The organism is Nocardioides sp. S5 (assembly GCF_017310035.1).
In the GTDB taxonomy this organism is placed as follows: domain Bacteria; phylum Actinomycetota; class Actinomycetes; order Propionibacteriales; family Nocardioidaceae; genus Nocardioides.
This window is the reverse complement of sequence record NZ_CP022296.1, coordinates 3644404-3660143: the sequence shown is the minus strand read 5'-3', so window position 1 is coordinate 3660143 and position 15740 is coordinate 3644404. Positions and strand designations below refer to the sequence as shown.

Annotated in this window: 13 protein-coding genes; 11 read left to right on the top strand and 2 right to left on the bottom strand. The window is 66.5% G+C overall.

Annotation, left to right across the window (positions count from 1 at the left end; genetic code table 11):
* Positions 1–238: 238 nt before the first annotated feature.
* A complete protein-coding gene (locus CFI00_RS18105) occupies positions 239–1300 on the bottom strand; it encodes a hypothetical protein (RefSeq protein WP_207082396.1) in 1062 nt (353 codons plus the stop codon).
* 259 nt (positions 1301–1559) lie between these two features.
* Positions 1560–2084, bottom strand: coding sequence for a hypothetical protein (locus CFI00_RS18100; RefSeq protein ID WP_207082395.1), 525 nt, complete (start codon positions 2082–2084; stop codon positions 1560–1562).
* Positions 2085–2216: 132 nt separating this feature from the next.
* Here CFI00_RS18100 and CFI00_RS18095 point away from each other — a divergent pair, with 132 nt between their 5' ends.
* From CFI00_RS18095 to CFI00_RS18045, 11 genes are all read left to right on the top strand, one after another.
* A complete protein-coding gene (locus CFI00_RS18095; RefSeq protein WP_207082367.1) occupies positions 2217–3650 on the top strand; it encodes an IS1380 family transposase in 1434 nt (477 codons plus the stop codon).
* A gap of 302 nt (positions 3651–3952) precedes the next feature.
* On the top strand, positions 3953–5110 hold the full coding sequence (locus tag CFI00_RS18090; protein ID WP_006901483.1) for an acyl-CoA dehydrogenase family protein: 1158 nt from the start codon (positions 3953–3955) through the stop codon (positions 5108–5110).
* Positions 5111–5133: 23 nt separating this feature from the next.
* The gene (locus CFI00_RS18085; protein WP_006901482.1) at positions 5134–6804 is read left to right on the top strand and encodes a class I adenylate-forming enzyme family protein; all 1671 of its coding nucleotides are present in this window, start codon (positions 5134–5136) and stop codon (positions 6802–6804) included.
* A 3-nt stretch (positions 6805–6807) separates the two neighbouring features.
* Positions 6808–8406 carry a carboxyl transferase domain-containing protein gene (locus CFI00_RS18080; RefSeq protein ID WP_207082394.1) on the top strand — a complete coding sequence of 533 codons (1599 nt, stop codon included), beginning with the start codon at positions 6808–6810 and terminating at the stop codon, positions 8404–8406.
* A 5-nt stretch (positions 8407–8411) separates the two neighbouring features.
* Positions 8412–10424: a biotin carboxylase N-terminal domain-containing protein gene (locus CFI00_RS18075; protein ID WP_207082393.1), complete on the top strand. Its 2013-nt coding sequence runs from the start codon at positions 8412–8414 to the stop codon at positions 10422–10424.
* A gap of 50 nt (positions 10425–10474) precedes the next feature.
* Positions 10475–11314: an SDR family oxidoreductase gene (locus CFI00_RS18070; protein WP_157211707.1), complete on the top strand. Its 840-nt coding sequence runs from the start codon at positions 10475–10477 to the stop codon at positions 11312–11314.
* Positions 11311–12672 (top strand): acyclic terpene utilization AtuA family protein, encoded by a 1362-nt coding sequence (locus tag CFI00_RS18065; RefSeq protein WP_235738380.1) that lies wholly within the window; start codon positions 11311–11313, stop codon positions 12670–12672. The genes CFI00_RS18070 and CFI00_RS18065 overlap by 4 nt, the downstream gene beginning before the upstream one ends.
* A 4-nt stretch (positions 12673–12676) precedes the next feature.
* A complete protein-coding gene (locus CFI00_RS18060; protein WP_207082391.1) occupies positions 12677–13015 on the top strand; it encodes a hypothetical protein in 339 nt (112 codons plus the stop codon).
* On the top strand, positions 13012–13833 hold the full coding sequence (locus tag CFI00_RS18055) for an enoyl-CoA hydratase-related protein (protein WP_207082390.1): 822 nt from the start codon (positions 13012–13014) through the stop codon (positions 13831–13833). The genes CFI00_RS18060 and CFI00_RS18055 overlap by 4 nt, the downstream gene beginning before the upstream one ends.
* Complete coding sequence (locus tag CFI00_RS18050) at positions 13830–14657, top strand: IclR family transcriptional regulator (protein ID WP_051997243.1); 828 nt, start codon at positions 13830–13832, stop codon at positions 14655–14657. The genes CFI00_RS18055 and CFI00_RS18050 overlap by 4 nt, the downstream gene beginning before the upstream one ends.
* On the top strand, positions 14654–15739 hold the full coding sequence (locus tag CFI00_RS18045) for a CoA transferase (protein ID WP_207082389.1): 1086 nt from the start codon (positions 14654–14656) through the stop codon (positions 15737–15739). Before CFI00_RS18050 ends, CFI00_RS18045 begins: the two co-directional genes overlap by 4 nt.
* Position 15740: the final 1 nt, after the last annotated feature.

The following is a 15740-nucleotide window of genomic DNA, read 5'->3' as shown; positions in this document are numbered from 1 at the left end:
GTTCGTATGCGAACGCTATGCATGAGGCGTTCGCATGAGTCAAGGATTGTATTCCCGCCTGATGGCCACAACAGTCGGCGGGCAGCGGTGTGCGCGGCCGGGATGGTCCCCACCGAGATGATGCATGGAGCTGCTGCACGGATTGGTCAAACCGAAGTCACCGGTTCATGCAGCACAGCAGACTCGTTGAACTCACCTCAACCAACCGCTGCCACGCGGTTGCTGGTCCGGGCACGGGCTAGCGCGGCGGCACCTGGGCGTACAGCCGGAACGCCCGGCGTTGCTCGTACGCAACATAGTCCGGGAGCCAACCCGGGTGCTCGACAGAGACGATGTGCCGCCAACTGTCGGGGTCAAAGCCGGTCATCCAGTCCGTTCCATAGCTGGTCTGGGTGAGTGGGGTTGCCCAGGTCGCCACGTCCTTGGGGCTGCGCAGTACGGCACCGTCTGGGGGCATGGGGAACTTGTCGGTGACGTTCTCCACGTTGGCGGCTACGTCGCCCCGGAGGTAGGCGAACCCTGTGGCCATGTCGTAGGTGACCTGCTCAGGTGTTTCGACGAACGGGGAGAAAGAAAGTTGGTCGGCGAAAGTGAACCCGACAAGGTAGGGCGTCTCCTCCATTGTGAACTGGCCAATGACGACTCGTAGGTCCCCGTTTGGGCGGCGCCCATTGAGCCAGACGTTCGCGGCCGCGATGTCGCCGACAGGCTCCTCGGGATGCAAGGGATCACCGACCGCGGGCTGGCTCTTGAGTGGGAAGCCGGTCCACTCACCGCGGTGGTCGCGGTGCACGACCTGCGGCGCGATGTCGGCGAAGAAACGGAGTACGGCAAGCATCGTGCCCGTCAGCTCCTTGCCCTCCATGTTCGCCTGGTACGCGGGCAGAAGAGCCTGCGTTCCCGGACGCAGCTCAGTGTGGGTGGCGGCAGGGATGGGGCGCCAGCAGCCGTAGGTCCGCATGCCGTGGGCGCCACCGATAAGGACGTCCTCGCTCGGTGAGACCTCGAACATCAGGTGTTGGTCCACGTTGCGGGCGTACTTGACCGCGTTGATGAGCTCGGCTCCGGGTGTCGGCGTGGGCTTGAACAGCGCCAGATAGGTGGCCTTGTCGCCGAGCCGTTCGGTGAGTAGGTCGTTGAGGTTCTGGACCCGGCTGAGCCAGTTGCGGGCGTGCACGCCGAGGTCACCGCCTCGGGCGGTTTCGGCGTAGTACGCGGCGACGTCCTTCTGGATGTCCTTCATGACCTGGCGCAGGCGTGGCTCTTCGGCCGACGTGATGGTTAGGGTTGTGGTGCTCATCGTTCGTGTCTCCAGGTCTTGGGCGGGCGCCCGAATGCTTCTATACCTGCACAGTCTGACGGAATCAGTTCCCCGCAGGAATCTGCAGATCAAGCCAGAAATTTTGACCTTGGATCTGCGAGCCGGCGCCTTGCGACTTAAGCGAGAAGCGAGAAGGGGAGAAAGCATGCTCGGGCTGAGCTTCTAGTTCGGGCGCGTCGTTCCGTGGCCGAAGGTCCGCACGTCGACTTAGGTTCCGTGAGCACGACTCGCCGAACCGCTACCCGTCTCCGGCGGCCTCGACGGCAGCTGGAGCGGCCGGGTTGATGCGGAGGTGCCAGAGCGGAAGCCGGTCCGACTGGAGGTCGGTCGGCACGAGTCGCGGAAGGGTGCCGGGTTCGACGTCGATGCTGAGCTTGGTCGTCTCGTCTTCTAGGGATGTGGTGCCGGAGTAGAACATCCGGGTGTACAGCTCGCTTAGGCCGCCGATGATGTCAAAGTCCTGCGCGTCGTGGCTCTCGTCGGGCGTCATTGTGAACACCATCTCCCACACGCCGTCGCCGACGTCCTGCATCTTCTCCTCGCAGGGCCAACGCGCGTGCTGGATGAGGAACCAGATAAGCGCCGTCTCGCTCTCGTCGACCATCTCCTTGCCGCCGGCGAACATTCGGACACCGGTAGTAACCAGGGACAAGTTCGTCGTTCCATCCTCTCCAGGCGTACGTTCAGCTTCGGTGGCACCATCCTCGTCCGGTACCTCTTGCATCGTGAGGCGGAACTCCAGCGGGGGTTTCAGCCCAAGCATGCGGTCGTTAAGCCCGGATCCACCGATGAACTTGGTCTGGTGAGCGCGCCGTAAACGAGAATGCCCTTGTGTAGCGGGAGAATCGGAGTTCTTGAGGCAACGATTCGACCGAACACAAGGGACATCTCTGAGGTGAAACTCTCTCACACGTCGCGGGCGACGTCGGCGGTCTTCGATGATCCGAATCTCGTGTCGGCCGGTGGTCTGGTTCCGGTGCTCGCGTTGGCCGAGTCCGCTGGGCTGCGTGATCTGGCGGATCAGCACTTGACGGTGCCGGGCGACAAGGGCGCGAACGCCGGGTTGAAGGTCGCCTCGCTGGTCGGTGGGATGGTCGCTGGTGCCGATTCGATCGATGACATGGCGCTGTTGCGTCACGGCGGCATGGGGAGGGTATTCGCCCGCGCCTACGCGCCTTCGACGTTGGGTTCCTTCCTGCGGGCGTTCACCTTCGGGCACGTGCGTCAGCTCGACGCGATCGCGTCGAGGTTCCTCATCGCGCTGGCAGGACTCACCGAGCTGTTGCGTCCGTCAGCCGAGGTGAGCCCGGATGCAGACGCGAGTGCTGACTACGCGTTGCTCGATGTCGACGACACGATCATCGAGGTCCATGGCCACGCCAAGCAGGGCGCCGGGTTCGGCTACTCAGGTGTCCGTGGCCTCAACGCCCTGCTCGCCACCCTCACCATCGCCGGCGCCGTCCCGGTGATCGTGGCCCAACGGCTCCGCAAGGGCTCGACTGGGTCACCACGCGGTGCGAAGCGACTGGTCGGCGATGCGGTGCGGACCGCCCGACGACTGCTCGACAAGTCCCACCCGGTCCTAGTGCGGATGGATTCGGCGTTCTACGGCCGCGGACCAGTTCACGCCGCCCTCAAGGGTGGGGCCGCGGTGTCGGTGACCGTGCGGATGGACAAGCGGGTCAAGGCCGCCATCGCCACCATCGACGACGATGCGTGGACCACCATCGAGTACACCGATGCCGTCTTCGACGAAGCCAGTGGCCGGTGGGTCTCACGGGCCGAGGTCGCCGAGATCGGTTTCACCGCGTTTGCCGCCCAGAAGAAGACCGACCACGTGCCGGGCCGGCTGGTGGTCCGGCGGATCCCGGACTTCAACGCCGAGAAGAACAAGGCAGCCGGCCAAGACACCCTGTTTGACACCTGGCGGTTCCATGCGTTCTTCACCACCACCGACGCCGACGTGCTCGACACCGTCGCCGCCGATGCGATCCACCGCCATCACGCGGTCATCGAGCAGGTCCACGCTGACCTCAAACACGCAGCGTTGGCGCACCTGCCGTCCGGGGTGTTCACTGCCAACGCGGCCTGGTTGGTGCTCGCCGTGATGGCGTTCAACCTCACCCGAGCCGCCGCCAGCCTCACCGACCCGCAGATCGCGAAGGCCACCACCGCCACGATCCGTCGCAAGCTGATCACCGTGCCAGCACGGGTCGCGACCTCAGCACGACGGGTCACTCTGCATCTGCCACAAGCCTGGCCCTGGGAGACCGCCTGGACTGCCTTGTTTGACCGAGTCAGCGACCCGCCACCCGCCCTCGCGGCCTGACCAACCAGCAGCCACAGCTGCGCGACGAGGAACAACGTGGAACACCCCGGACAGTGAGGTCCGGCAGATCATCGCGCCCCGGCGCCCTCACCCGGAACCGACCACCATCACCTCATCCCGGCCATGCCGATCGGTGGATCCGGGCTTAAGGCTCGAAGGGCGACGCCGGCGGGTCTTGATGGAGGCCGACCACCGTGCCCTCGGAGCGATACTGCTCAATATGTTGAACGACTTGCCAGTATGTTGAATAGGCCCTAAGGTGATTCACCTCAGCTCACTAACTTTCAGGTAAGGGGTACGTCGTGTCGCTACTGGAATCGGACGAGCAGAACTCGATCCGTGAGTCAGTCAGGGCCATTGCCGGGCCCTACGATCACGCGTGGTACGTCGATCGCGCCCGCAACGGGCGGAAGGTTGACGAGTTGTGGAAGGCGATCGGCGAAGCCGGCTTTATCGGTGTCAACCTGCCCGAGGAGTACGGCGGCGGCGGGATGGGCATCGAGGAGCTCGCGATCGTGGCCGAGGAGCTGGCGGCCCTGGGGTCGCCGCTGTTGATGATGATCGTGTCGCCGGCTATCTGCGGATCGGTGATCGCTCGATTCGGTTCGGCCGACCAGAAGGAGCGCTGGCTGCCGGGCTTGGCCACCGGCGACATCAAAATGGCCTTTGCGATCACCGAGCCCGACGCCGGGTCGAACAGCCATCTGATCTCCACCGCCGCCCGGCGCGACGGGGACGAGTGGGTGCTGAACGGGAAGAAGTACTACTGCTCGGGGGTCGACGAGGCTGATGCGGTGCTCGTGGTGGTGAGGACCTCGATGGACGACTCCAGCGGCCGCGCGAGGCTCTCGCTGTTCATCGTCCCCACGGACAGCCCGGGGCTGAGCATGACGGTCATCCCTGTCGAGGTGGTGGCCCCCGAGAAGCAGTTCACCTTGTACTTCGACGACCTCCGCCTCGGCGAGGACGCCCTGCTGGGCGAGGTGGACAACGGCCTGCGCCAGATCTTCTTCGGTCTCAACCCCGAACGGATCATGAGCGCCGCCACATCCAACGGTATCGGGCGGTTCGCTCTTGAGCGGGGCGCGCGCTACGCCCGCGAGCGTTCGGTCTGGGGTGGCACCCCGATTGGCGCCCACCAGGGCATCAGCCACCCGCTGGCTGAGGCTCACATGCACGTTGAGCTGGCCCGACTGATGACCCGCCAGGCGGCCTGGCTCTACGACCACCAGCACCCCGCCGGTGAGGCGTCGAACATTGCCAAGTTCGCGGCCGCCGACGCTGCGATCGAGGCACTGGATCGGGCCATCCAGACCCACGGCGGCAACGGCATGGCGACCGAGTACGGGCTTGCTGATGCATGGGGCTTCGCTCGTGTTCTCAAGATCGCGCCCGTCTCTCGCGAGATGGTGCTCAACTTCATCGCCCAGCATTCGCTTGGGCTGCCACGCAGCTACTGAGACAGTCCGAAAGGGGAGCCCAGATGAGGCCGTACGCAGATGCGCTGACCGCGCGGTACCACGAGGCAGGGGTGTGGCAGGACCGCACCTGGAGTTCCTACGTCGCGGAGCACGCCGCGAACCGTGGCGACCGGGAAGCGATCGTCGACCAACCGGACAAGCAGCAACTCATGGGCCGTGCGCCGATGCGACTGTCGTGGGCTGAGGTCAAGCGCCACGTAGACGCGCTCGCGCTGGGCCTTCTCGACGCGGGCGTGGAGCAGGGTGACGTGGTCTTCGTCCAACTGCCCAACAGCGTGGAGTTCGTGCTCGCCCACCTCGCCCTGGACCGAATCGGCGCCGTGGGCACCTTTGCGCCGATGCGGCAGCGTTCCTCGGAGATCACCTATGCCATCACCAAGACGAAGGCCACTGCGGCCATCTGCATGGGTGAGTTCAGGGGCGAGGACTTCCTCGCCATGGTCCACGGCGCCAAAGACGCCGAGGGCTCGTTGCTGAAAACCGTCGTCGCCCTCGGCGCCGAGGATCGGGCCGAGGCCGACTTCGCGCTCGAGCCCATGCTCCACGGGAACCCGAGCGACACAGCGGTGCTGGACGCGCTTGAGGTGTCGGCCGATGAGGCGCTCACACTTTGTCTGACGACCGGGACGGAGAGCAAGCCGAAGGTCGTGCCCCGTACGCCCAACTCCTGGATGGTCACGGTTCGTGCGATTCTGCGTGCCTCGGGACACGGGGCCGACTCGGTCTTCTCCGGTCCCTTCCCCTACGCCAACATGGGCGGTCTGGGTGTCGAGATGTACCCGTGGATCATGGCGGGCGGCAAGTTCGTCACCCACGAGCCTTTCGACGTTGACGTCTTCCTGCAGCAGATCACGGCCGAGCGAGTCAATTACATAATCGCCGTCCCCGCGATCTACTTCGCGATGCTGAGTCACCCCGAGCTCGACGAGAAGTACGACATCTCTTCCCTCAACGTGGTCGGCTGTGGCGGTGAGGCCCCCCCGCACACGATCATCGAGATGCTGGACGAACGCGGCATCACGGTTATCAACGAGTTCGGAGCCACCGAGGGATGGTTCTTCTTCACCCTGCCCGGTCAGCCCCTGGAGGAGCGCAAGGACCTGTTCAGGGTCGACCAGCTCGAGGAGTTCCTACCGATGACCCAGTTCCGGGCGCTCGACCCAGAGACCGGTAAGGACGCGGCCCCGGGTCAGCCGGGCGAGTTGGCGGTCCGCGGACCGTCAGTGTTCGCCGGTTACTTGGACGCCGACGTGATCAACGAACGGTCCTTCACCACCGACGGGCTCTTTTGCACCGGCGACCTCGTGACCATCGGCGCCGACCGGAGCCTGCGGTACGTCGGACGGCTCAAGGACATGATCATCCGCGGCGGGCAGAACATTAGCCCGGCAGAGGTGGAGCTGATCATCCAGCGGCACCCCAGCGTCTACGAGGTCTCGGTCATCGGGCTCTCCCACCCGGAGCGCGGTCAAGAGGTGTGCGCGGTGGCCTCGCTGAAGACCGGCGCCACGCTGTCCTTGGAGGAACTCCAGCAGTTCATGCGTGACCAGGGAGTCGCCCGGTACAAGATCCCCGAGGCGCTGGAGATCGTCGAGGAGCTTCCCAAGGGTCCGAGCGGAAAGATCCTCAAGCGGTCGTTGCGCGACCGCTACGACACCCGAAAGTTGGGATAGCTGATGCCAATGCTTACCCCTCAGGTGGACAAGAGTTCCGAGGCGTTCGCGCGGAACAGGTCCAGCCTGCTGCAACGGATCGCACTGCTGGATGAGCAATTGGCCGCAGCGCGTGCCGGCGGTGGCGACAAGTATGTCGAACGACACCGTTCCCGCGACAAGATGCCGGTGCGGGAGCGACTCGATCTCCTTCTGGACCGTGGCTCGCCGTTCCTCGAGCTCTCCGCACTGGCGGGCTGGGGGAGCGAGTTCACCGTCGGCGCCAGCGTCGTCACCGGGATTGGGGTCGTCTCGGGCGTTGAGTGCGTGATCGTCGGGAACGACCCGACCGTGCGTGGCGGGGCATCGAACCCGTTCACGTGGAAGAAGATCATCCGTGCCCTCGAGATCGCCCGGCACAACCGGCTGCCGGTGATCAATCTGGTGGAGTCCGGCGGCGCCGACCTGCCCACCCAGGTCGAGGCCTTCGTGCCGGGTGGAGCACTCTTCCGCGACCTGACGCGCCTGTCGGCTGCCGGTGTCCCGACCGTAGCCATCGTCTTCGGCAACTCCACCGCCGGTGGCGCGTATGTCCCGGGCATGTGCGACTACTCGATCATGGTCAAGGAGCGGGCCAAGGTGTTCCTGGGCGGCCCGCCGCTGGTGCGGATGGCGACCGGTGAGGTGTCGACGGACGAGGAGTTGGGCGGCGCGGAGATGCACTCCCGGACCTCGGGCCTCTCGGACTATCTCGCCGTCGACGAACGCGACGCGATCCGTCTGGGGCGGCAGGTGATGGCCGACATCAACTGGCGCAAGTTAGGTCCGGGCCCCACGCAGCCGGCACGTCCGCCTCGGTGCGACCCGGAGGATCTTCTGGGTGTCGTCTCGAGCGACCTCCGGGTCCCGTTCCGACCCCACGACGTGCTCGCCCACGTCCTCGACGACTCCCGCTTCGACGAGTACAAGCCGACCTACGGCACTAGCCTCGTCACGGGCTGGGGGCACCTGCACGGCTACCCCGTGGGTATCTTGGCCAACGCCAACGGCGTCATCTTCCCGGAGGAGGCCGAGAAGGCTGCGGAATTCATCCTCCTCGCCAACCAGGTCGACGTGCCGCTGCTGTTCTTGCAGAACACGACCGGCTTCATCGTCGGTAAGGTCTATGAACAGGCTGGGATGATCAAAGACGGCGCCAAGATGATCAACGCTGTAGCGAACAGCAGCGTCCCGCACATCACGCTACTGATGGGCGCTTCCTACGGGGCCGGCAACTACGCCATGTCCGGACGGGCCTACGAGCCCCGCTTCGTGTTCTCCTGGCCGAACTCCAAGACCGCGGTGATGGGACCTCAACAGCTTGCCGGCGTCCTGTCCATCGTCGCCCAGCAAGCCGCGGCCGCATCCGGTCGGGAGTTCGACGAGGCGGCGGATGCGGAGCGGCGGGCCTCGGTGGAGCAGCAGATCGAGCGCGAATCCGACAGCTTCTTCATGAGCGGGCGTGTCTACGACGACGGCGTGATCGACCCACGGGACACCCGGACGGTGCTGGGGATCGCGCTCTCCGCCGCCCATTCCAACCAGATCAAGGGCACCCGCGGCTTCGGTGTCTTCAGGATGTAAGGCAGATGATGACGCAAAAGTTCAGGTCCGTACTCGTCGCCAACCGGGGCGAGATCGCCCGACGGGTGATGCGCTCCTGCCGCGAGGCAGGCCTGCGCACGGTGGCGGTCTTCTCCGATGCCGACGAGGATGAACCTTTCGTCACCGAAGCCGACCTAGCGGTGCGGCTGCCGGGTGTCACGGCCACCGACACCTACCTGCGCGCCGACCTGATCATCGAGGCGGCTCGGCGCACGGGGGCAGAGGCGATCCACCCGGGATACGGCTTCCTCTCCGAGAACGCCGACTTCGCGCGGGCCACGCTCGACGCGGGCCTGGTGTTCATCGGTCCCCCGCCCGAGGCGATGGAGCTGATGGGTGACAAGCTCAGGAGCAAGACCCGGATGCAGGAGTTGGGCGTACCCGTCCTGCCCGCGATTGAGGTCACCCACCTCGCCGCGGGGGAGCTTCGCAAGGCTGCCACAGACATTGGCTTCCCGCTCTTGGTCAAGGCCTCCGCTGGCGGTGGTGGTCGAGGCATGCGCATCGTGCGCGACCTCGAGCAGACCTCGGATGCGGTCGCGGCGGCCCGCCGCGAGGCTCAGTCCGCCTTCGGTGACGAGACGGTTTTCCTAGAGCGCTACCTGGAAGCGCCGCGGCATATCGAGATCCAGGTCTTCGCCGACGACCACGACCAGGTGGTGGCGCTGTTTGAGCGGGAGTGCTCGATCCAGCGTCGACACCAGAAAATTGTCGAGGAGTGTCCCTCTCCAGCTGTGAACGACACCTTGCGCAAGCAACTGAGCGAGGCCGCCGTCACCACGGCCCGGGCCGCGGACTACCGGGGCGCCGGCACCGTGGAGTTCGTGCTGGCCGAGGACGGGTCCTTCTACTTCTTGGAGATGAACACCAGGCTGCAGGTCGAGCACCCGGTGACCGAGGCCGTCACCGGTCTCGATCTCGTGCGCCTTCAACTGGAGGTGGCTCAGGGCCTCCCTCTGCCGGAGGAGGCGCTGTCCCCGACGATGAGCGGGCACGCCATCGAAGTCCGCCTGTACGCCGAGGACCCCGCCAACGGTTTCCTGCCGACGGCAGGCCGGATCCACGACTTCTCCTTCGAGTCGACGCCGGGCCTCCGCGTCGATGCTGGCGTCCGAGCCGGGTCCGTGGTCAGCACGTACTACGACTCGATGTTGGCGAAGGTCATCGCGCACGCGGTTGACCGCACGACGGCAGCCGGCGTGCTGGCCAAGTCCCTACGGCTGATGCACGTCGACGGCGTGGTGACCAACCGGCAGCTGCTGGTCGACGTGCTGGAGCACCCCCGGTTCCTGGCTGGCACGACGCCGACCTCCTTCCTCGACGACCACCCCGATCTGCTGGCCGCTCGAGCGGTGGACGAGCGGCTGCGGCTGCACGCCCTCGTGGCGGCCCTCAGCGGTTACGCGTGCGCCCCCGAGGAGCACTCGGTGCTGCCTGCGGTGCCGGCGGGATGGCGCAACAACCCCCCTATGCGCTCCCATGACCGCGCTCTCGAGCGCGTGCAGTACGCCGTGCAGGACACCACCGTGAACATCGGGTTCTCCGTCGCCGGTCGCGAGGTGACGGCCGAGGTTGACGGTGAACGGGTCGACGCGGTCGCCCTCCACCTGTCAGCTGACGTCGTCGACCTGGAGGTCGCGGGGATCCGGCGGACCTACACGGTGCTTGCGGTGGACGACGTGGTCCACGTCCACGACGCGGACGGCATGACCACGCTCGGCGAGCTCTCGCGCTTCCCGGCACCCGATGCTGGGGGGCATGCCGGGTCCGCGACGGCACCGATGCCCGGCGTGGTCCTCGACGTGCTGGTCAGCCAGGGCTGCGTCGTCTCGACCGGAGACCGTCTGGTCGTGCTCGAGGCCATGAAGATGGAGCACACCGTGACCAGCCCCACTGACGGGACCGTCGCCGAGGTGCTGGTCGTCAGCGGCGACCAGGTGGAGGCGGGCGCGGTCTTGGTCGTGCTCGCCGACGACGCCGACGCGACACCAGAATGACCACCCGCACTCGCGGGATCAAGACTGATGAGAACTCCCAGGAGGAAGACATGCCCCAACCAGACGTGACCGGCCAGGACGGTCGAAAGGTCGCTCTGATTACCGGCTCATCGAGAGGACTGGGCCGAGCGATCGCCGAGCACCTCGCGCGGTCGGGGCACGACATCGTGGTGAACTACCGGCGCAACGCCGACTTGGCCCAGGAGTCCGTGCACAGCCTGGAGCAGCTGGGCGCTCGCGCCATCGCGATCCAGGCCGACCTTGAGAGCACCGATGAGATCGACGCGATGTTCGCGGGCGTGCAGGCCCAGTTCGGCCGGCTCGACGTCCTGGTCAACAACGCGGCGGCAACGGCGTTCAAGCCCCTGCTGGAGCTCAACGACACCAACGTGCAACGAACTCTCCGGCTGAGCGTCAACGGCTTCGTCCGCTGCGTCCAGCAGGCAGTGCCGCTCATGGAGGGACGACCAGGACGGGTGGTCGCCATCAGCGGTGTCGACAGCAGCCACTACATGCCCGGCCACGGTCTGCTGGGTGCTGCCAAGGCTGCCGTGGAGAGCCTGGTGCGCGCCTTCGCGCTCGAGCTCGGTCCCCGAGGCATCACGGTCAACGGCGTGCGGCCGGGTGGTTTCGAGACCGACTCCTCTCGCATCTATGGCGGCTCGCAGTACGAGTTCCTCCGCGAACGTTTCATCGCTCAGTCGGGGATCAAGGACTTCGGCACCGTGGACGACATGGCAGGGGCCGTTGACTACCTGGTCTCGCCTGCGGCGCGGTACGTCACCGGGCACGTGATCGTCGTCGACGGCGGCCTCACAGCGAACCTCGGCGAGCTCGACGCCATCAACGACGCCACCCGCAACCACCACATGGGAAGGGTCAACTCATGAAGACCGTGCGCATGGGAGCAGGATCCGGCTACTGGGGAGACTTGCTCGAGCCCGCCATCGACCTCGCCAAGCGCGGGGAGCTGGACTACCTCGGCTTCGACTTCCTCGCCGAGCTGACCATGTCGTTGCTGCAGCGGGCGAAGCGCAGGAACCCCGACACAGGCTACATCCCCGACGTAGTTCCGTGGATGCGTGCGCTGTTGCCCATCACCCACGGCAACGGCACCAGGATGGTCCTCAACGGCGGCGGCACGAATTGTGCAGCCGCAGCCGAGGCAGTCCTGCGCGTGGCAAGGGACGCAGACCTCACCCAGCTGAGAGTCGCCGCGATCAGCGGTGACGACCTGACATCCCGGATCGGGGAGTTCCGCCAGGCTGGGGTGACCTTGGCCAACATGGAGACCGGGGAACGGTCCATCGACGAGATCGCGGACCGGATCGTGTCTGCACACGCCTACATCGGGTCCGAGGGGATTGTTGAAGCTTTGGACGGCGGTGCTGAGGTCGTCATCGGCGGCCGCCTCGCGGACAGCTCGGTCTACGTCGGCCCGCTGATGCACGAGTTCGGCTGGTCGTTCGAGGACGCCGATTGGAACCTGCTCGGGGCGGCGATCACCGTGGCGCATGTGATCGAGTGCGCCGGGATCTGCTGCGGTGGCATGAGCTCGCAGTGGAAGAACGTTCCCGAGCCGTGGAACATGGGCTTCCCGATCGCTGACTTCCGGCAGGACGGCACCGCCGAGATCTCCAAGCTGCCGAATACCGGTGGCCTGATCAACCAGTGGACGATCAAGGAGCACCTGCTCTACGAGACGCACAACCCCGCCGACTACCGGATGCCCGACGGCATCGCGGATCTGACCACGACGCGGCTGGAGGAGACGGGGTCGGATCGTGTGCGCCTGTGGGACATGAGCGGCCGGGAGCGACCGGACATGCTTAAGGTCCAGATCGGGTACACCGACGGCTGGATCGGCGAGGCGCGGGTCCTCCTGCCTTGGCCGGACACGATGGCAAAGGCTGATCGTTGCGAAGAGATCATCCGCAAGCGCCTGGACATTGTCGGGGTGACGCCTCGTGAGCTGCGCTTCGACCGAGTCGGCATCGACGCCTTGGCCGGCCCGCTGGCGCGGCGCCCGCGGCGTGACCCAGAGGAGATCGAGTTGCGGGTGACCGCCCGTGTGGACACCCGGGAGGAAGCCGCCATGGTGAACCGCGAGGTGACCCATGTCTCCACGATCGGGCCGGTCGGTACGGCGTTCGGCCCACCTGTGAAGCCGCGCGAGGTCATCGCCCTGTGGCCCACGCTCGTGCCACGCGACATGGTGCCCGTCAACGTGACGTTCGAGGAGATTTGAGTTCATGATGACCACACTCAACGAGCTCGCCTACACCCGATCCGGCGACAAGGGCGACATCTCCAACGTCGGGATCATGGCCTTCGGAGCGGCTGAGTACGAGGCACTGCGGACCTGGGTCACTCCCGAGCGGCTGCGCTCGTTCTTCGCCGGTGTCGTGCTCGGCCCCATCCAGGTGTACGAGCTGCCCAGGATCCAGTCCTTGCAGGTCGTCCTGCACGACGCCCTCGGCGGCGGAGCCACGCAGACCCTGAGGTTCGACGAGACCGGCAAGTCGATGGCCGCCCTGATGAGCCGGATGGAGATCCCCACCGCCCTGCTCACGAAGGGAGATGCCGGATGACGGCGGACCTAGCGCCCGAGGTCGGCATCATCGTCGAGGAGGTTGCGCCCGCGGTGTCGGTGGTGTGGCTGAACCGGCCGGCACAGCTGAACGCCCTGTCCTCGACGGTCATGGCCGAACTCAGGGACGCCCTGGGCGCCGTGGGGCGGGACTCCCGGGCGGTCGTCTTGAGCGGTCGTGGCCGGGCGTTCTGCGCGGGCGGTGATCTCAAGGAGTTGCACCCCTTGTTGTCCGAGGCCGACATCAACGTCCGACGCCTGCAGATGCGCGCCTTCCAGGAGGTCGTCACCGCGATCCGATCCGTCCCGTGCCCGGTGGTCGCCGCCGTCAACGGGGCGTGTGCCGGTGCCGGGATCAGCCTCGCCCTGGCCAGTGACTTAGTCGTGGCGGGTGCGGACGTCCAGTTCCACCCGACCTTCACCAGGGCGGGCCTGCTGCCGGACCTCGGGTCGCTCCACCTGTGGACCCAGGCCGTGGGACCTCGGCGAGCCAAGGAGATGGCCTTCCTACCCGAACCGATCGGCGCGGAGGACGCCCGCGCTGCCGGGATGGTCAACCGCGTCGTCGCTCCCGGACAGGCCGTCGAGGCCGCAGTCGAGTTGGCCCGCCGGCTGGCCGCCGGGCCCCGAGCAGCGCTGCAGATGATCAAGGACATCATCAACCGCGAGGACCAGGCCGAGCTCGACGCCTCGATGGTGCTGGAGTCCTACGCGCAGGCGGCGGCCTTCTCCACCGGCGAGGTGGACGAAGGCGTCGCGGCCTTCCTCGACGGTCGTACGCCCCGCTTCGGTACCACCGAGACCGAAGGCACATCGTGAGCCGCGGAGAGGCCGCCCAGACCGCGAAGGCCTACCAGGTTCCCGCGATCGAGCGCAGCATGCTGATCTTGGAGGCGCTGCAGCAGCACGGGCCCCTCGGGCTGGCCGATCTGGTGAGTGCGACCGGCCTGTCACGCACCACGTGCTACTACCTGGTGCGAACCATGGCCAAGGCACGGCTGGTCGAGTCCGACGGCGAGACGCGGAAGATCCACCTGGGGATCAGGCTCGTCGAGCTGGGGTCGGCGGCAACCGAGCAGATCGGTTACCTGGGCGTGATCAAGCGCTACATCCTGGACCTCCTCGACGAGATGGACGCCACGTTCGTTATCTACCGGCGCATGGACCACGAACGGGTCACCATCGTGGACAAGGTCGAGCCGCGGCACCGGCTGCGAGTCACGGTGCCCCTGGGCAGTACCCTGGCCATCCAGGGCGGCTCCTTCGGGAGATGCTTCCTGGCCTATGACGACCCGGCCCTGGTGCGGGAGATCCTCAGCGCAGGCCTCCAGCGGTACACCGAGCACAGCATCACCGACGTCGAGCGGTTCCTCGGCGAGATCGAGGACGTCCGCGACCGAGGCTGGGCCATGGACCGCGAAGGCTTCGCCCTCGGGGTCAGCACGGTGGCGGCGCCAGTCCTCCATCAAGGCCGACCACTGCTGGTCGTCGCAGCGCTGACCATGGCGGGGACCCTGGCCGACGACTCCACGGCCGAGCGTTGGGGGCGCCGACTCCGCGAGATCTGCGACATCGCATCGGCCACCTTGCAGCAGCACCATCGCGCGCCCGTCGCAGTGCACCTGGCCGAGGACGAGCGATGACGACGATCGACGGTGCGCAACCCTTGGACGGCGTTCGCGTCGTCGACCTGTCGCTGCTCATCCCCGGTCCGTGGGCGACCTCCATGCTCGCGGATCTCGGCGCGGATGTCGTGCACGTGCAGCCTCCCGGCGGTGACCCCCTGCAGGACATGATGCCGGGCGCCTACCGCGTCGTCGGTCGGGGGAAAAGGGTCGTGCGACTGGACCTGAAGTCGGAGGAGGGTCGTGGCCGTCTCCTCGACCTGCTCAGGGACTGCGACGTCCTCGTCGAGGGCTTCCGACCCGGAACGCTGCAACGGCTGAGGTTCGCCCCCGACTCGATAATGGCGACCTTTCCCCGGCTGATCGTGTGCTCCCTCAACGGCTATGGCAGCCAAGGCCCCTACCGCGACCGCCCCGGGCACGACCTGAACTACCTGGCAGCCAGTGGTCTGCTGTCGATGAGCGGCGAGCCGAGCGGGAGACCGTATCCGGGTGGAGGTGTACCCGTCGCGGACCTCGCGGGCAGCCTCTTCGCGACGCAGGGCATTCTGGCGGCGCTGCTGCTCCGCCAGCAGACAGGCGTCGGCTCCATGTTCGACGTGCCGCTGGCAGCCGCGGCGCTGAAGTTGTCCGAGCCGAGGATGGCCGAGTACGACGAGCGGGGCGGACCGTCCAAGGCTGAGCTGATGTCCCGGGGTGCCTATGACGTCTTCCGATGCCGAGATGGGTCCTGGCTGGCCGTGGCCTGCATGGAAGACCGCTTCTGGCGAGGCCTCTGCCGGGTGCTGGGTCGCGAGGACTGGCTGGAGCGCGAGGAGTACTCCAGCTACAGCGGCCGCTGCCACCACGCCGAGCGACTAAACGCGGACCTGGCCGACGAGTTCGCCCGGGCGGACCGTGAGACATGGGTGGAACGCTGCGTGGCCGCGGACCTGCCCGTTAACGCCGTCCTGGACTTCGGTGAGGTCGGCGACGACGTACACATGCGGCAATGGCTCGACCGGGTGCCGAACGGGAGCGGGCGGTCGGTCCGGCTTCCTTATGCCGGCCTCGTAGCCCGGCCCACAACGACGACTCAAGATGCAGGGAGAACAAGATGAC